This is a genomic window from Candidatus Similichlamydia epinepheli, assembly GCF_003056015.1.
The window spans coordinates 1-3,971 of the sequence record NZ_PPEU01000069.1; the positions used below are offsets into that span (position 1 = coordinate 1).

The following is a 3,971-nucleotide window of genomic DNA, read 5'->3' on the forward strand; positions in this document are numbered from 1 at the left end:
TTTCTGAAGATTTTCTAGAATTTGGATCAACGGCTTCCCCCTTGACCTTCTGCTGCATTCTGTTATTTGCCAACATCTAAGCCAATAACAACGACCAAAATTCGTAAATACAAGTAAATGGTCATGCAACATAGCGACAACGATATCCTTCAGGGACTCACTCTCATTTCTTAATTGTAATCCAGATACACCTTGTCCACCTCTACGTTGTTGGCGAAATATAGCAATGGGCATTCTTTTCAAATAATCATCAGTTGATACGGTTACAACAACTGGTGTGTTCGGTAAAAGATCCTCGTTACCAATTTCTTCACAAACAGCAACGATTTCCGTGCGTCTAGGAGATGTCTCCAACTTCTCAAGTTGAATTAATTCTTCTTTGATAAGTTCTTTTACAGCATCGTTACTAGAAAGGAGATGTTTGAAAGTGAAAATTCTCTTTAAAAGAGAGTCGTGTTCAGAATAAATCTTCTCTTTTTCTAAATTAGTCAATTGATAAAGACGAAGATCTAAAATAGCTTGAGCCTGTCTCTTAGAAAGTTGCAACAATTCAGAAACAATCTGCAAAGCACTTTCTTTATCTTTGCTGCCCTTAATAACATTAATGACCTCATCCAAGCGCTCAATGACTTTGATATACCCTTCCAAAAGATGAGCACGCTCTTCTGCCTTGCCAAGCTCGAAACGACTTCTACGTCGAATGACATCAATCCTATGTTCAATCCAGCACTGAATAATTTCACGAATTCCAAGAGTTCGTGGCATCCCACGATCAAGTACTAATAAGTTACATCCAAATGTAGATTGCATATCTGTCAATTTCCACAATTGATTCAATACAACTTCCGGAGGCTCTCCTTTTTTCAGCTCAATTACAACACGGATTCCATCCTTATCCGATTCGTCTCTAATATCAGAAATTGCTGGAACTTGTTTCTCTTCAACCAAATTTGCAATCTGCTCAACAAGCCTGGACTTATTAACTCCATACGGAATCTGATCCACGATAATGGATGCACGATCATTGCCAAATTCTTCAAAATGAGTGCTCGCACGAAGGACAATTTTTCCACGCCCTCTTTCATAGGTCAGATGAATTCCTTCTTGCCCACATATTAGTCCTCCTGTTGGAAAATCAGGACCAGGCATAACTTCAAGAATTTCTTCAAGAGGAACTGAAACAGATTTCTCAAGCACTAAACGAGCTGCACGAGCAAGTTCTCCAAGATGGTGAGGAGGTATGTTAGTCGCCATTCCTACTGCAATTCCGGAACTGCCATTTGCAAGTAAATTCGGAAGCTTAGCAGGCAATACAGAAGGCTCATGAGTTGTTTCATCGTAATTCGGAAGCATGTCAACAGTCTGCTTGTCCAAATCTTCCATTAAAAGAAGGGCAAATGGAGTCATACGAGCTTCTGTATAACGCATGGCAGCAGGAGCATCTCCATCAATCGATCCGAAGTTGCCCTGACCATCAATCAGGCGGTAACGCATAGACCAAGGTTGCGCCATTCGAACCAAAGTTGGATAAATAACTTGTTCACCATGAGGGTGATAGTCTCCTGATGTATCACCAGAAATTTTAGCACATTTTCTGTGCTTACTAGATGGACCAAGAGATAGCTGCTTCATGGCATACAATATTCTACGTTGAGACGGCTTCAACCCATCACGCACATCAGGAAGAGCACGAGAAATAATCACCGACATCGAATAACGCATATAGTTCTCTCGCAACTCGTCTTCGAGGCTATTCAGAACAATCGATTCGTCTTTATTTTCTGTTGCCACAGGAGCCTCCAATTAGAATTGCGTCAAACATCCAAATTTCTAACAGCAAGAGCATGTTTCTCAATAAATGCGCGTCTAGGAGGAACCTCCTCTCCCATCAAAACATCAAACATCAATTCTGTATCTTCTACATCTCGGATCGATACTTGAATCAAAGTCCTTTTTGCTGGATCCATGGTAGTTTCCCACAATTGATCTGCGTTCATTTCACCTAGACCTTTGTATCTCTGAACAGTAACGCTACGACGCCCAGCATCCTTCAACTTATCCAAAAGAGACTTCAGAGAATAAACAGGGAATGTTTCCTGCAAAACTTTCAAATTGAAAATACTCCCTTTGTCTAGCAAAAAATGACACACACTTAAGGAAAATTTTTCAAGGCGCTTTTGAAGCTTTGACAAAGTTGAAAGGTGCAACCTCGAGACTTCTTCATTATTTTGTAGAGGCACTTCATCATCTCCATAGGAAAAAGAAATTTTGCCAAGTGAATCAACCACCGCTGTTCTAGGTATAGTTCCACTATCATCAATTTCTTTAAGAAGACTTAAAAAAGGGACAGCCTCTTTTTCACAAGAAAAAGCAAACTGCTCTAATTCTAAGCACACATCAACAAGATTTTTCTTTTCAGAATTATTAAGGATTTGCCCATCTGATGCATTCAGAGTCACTTCGTTTAAAGAAAAATCAATCAAAGATCGACTCATTTCATTTTCAGAATGAATATATTGAAACTTTTTTTGACGACTCATTCGAAATAAAGGGGGAAGAGCAATGTAAATATGACCAAGCTCGAAAAGAGGGCGCATATATCGATAAAAGAAAGTGAGCAGCAAGGTACGAATATGTGATCCGTCTACATCCGCATCTGTCATAATGATAATTTTTTTGTAGCGCAAACGTGATATGTTGAATGACTCTCCACCAATTCCACATCCTAAAGACGCTATAAGAGCACGCACTTCCTGGTTTTGCAAAACTTTATCAAGCTTTGCTTTCTCTACATTAAGAATCTTACCTCTTATAGGCAAAATGGCCTGAAAACGACGGTCACGACCCATTTTGGCAGAACCACCAGCTGAATCACCTTCAACAATATAGATTTCACAAAGATCTGGATCACGCTCTTGACAGTCGATCAATTTTCCAGGAAGACGAGCACTGTCAAGAGCAGATTTTCTTAGAACCAGATCTCTCGCCTTTCTCGCAGCATCACGAGCTTGTGCAGATAAAATTGCCTTCTCACAAATTTGCCTTGCAGCCGAAGGATTTTCTTCCAAAAAACTGGTTAACCAGTCTCCAGTCAATTGCTGAACAAAAGATCCAACCTCAACACTGCTTAGCCGTTGCTTTGTTTGACCTTCGAATTGAGGGTTCGGCAATTTAACTGAAATTACTGCAGTAAGTCCCTCTCTAGCATCATCTCCTGAGACAGAATACTTCTCAAACTTGGAAATGCCAGATCGTTTCATCCAACCATTTAAAACACGAGTAAGAGCAGTACAAAATCCAGTTACATGACTGCCACCTTGCTTAGTACAAATATTATTTGCGTAAGAAACAATTAATTCTGAACAAGAAACATTCCAACGCAAAGCTATTACTACTTGAATAGAACCATTTTCTGTTTCTCTTGTCCCTGAAAAAACAAGTGGTGAATCAAAAACAGGTGACTTTCCGGCTTCCAAAAAAGAAACAAACTCATCCAACCCCCCTTCATAAAGAAAGGTAAGTCTTTCGTCCCTTCTCTCATCAAAAAAATCTATTTTAACTCCACCATTCAAAAAGGCCAATTCTCTAATTCTTTTGAGAACAATGTTGTGATCATACTCACAACAAGAAAAAATGGACTTATCTGGCCAGAAAGATATTTTCGTTCCGTGCGAGACTGATGAACCAACTACACAAAGCTCAGACGTGGGAACTCCCTTCGAGAAGGTCATTTCGTAAGTTTTTTTGTCTCGAGACACCCTAACAAGGAATTCTTCCGAAAGAGCATTAACGCAGGAAATCCCTACTCCATGTAGTCCTCCAGATACTTTATAAGAGTTGTAATCAAACTTTCCACCAGCATGCAAAACAGTCAGAACAACTTCTAAAGCCGATACAGAATGTCCTCTTTTTTTAGATTCTCGTTCATGAGTATCAACAGGAATACCACGACCGTTATCTTCAACGATCAC

General features: G+C 39.7%; 2 protein-coding genes. Both read right to left on the reverse strand.

Annotated elements, in window-relative coordinates; translation table 11 throughout:
* A partial coding sequence (locus GCCT14_RS03850; protein ID WP_239978369.1) for a DNA gyrase/topoisomerase IV subunit A occupies window positions 1–1,791 on the reverse strand: 1,791 nt, incomplete at its 3' end.
* A 23-nt stretch (window positions 1,792–1,814) separates the two neighbouring features.
* Window positions 1,815–3,971, reverse strand: a 2,157-nt coding sequence (locus tag GCCT14_RS03855; protein WP_157952587.1) for a toprim domain-containing protein, incomplete at its 5' end; no start/stop codon positions are given.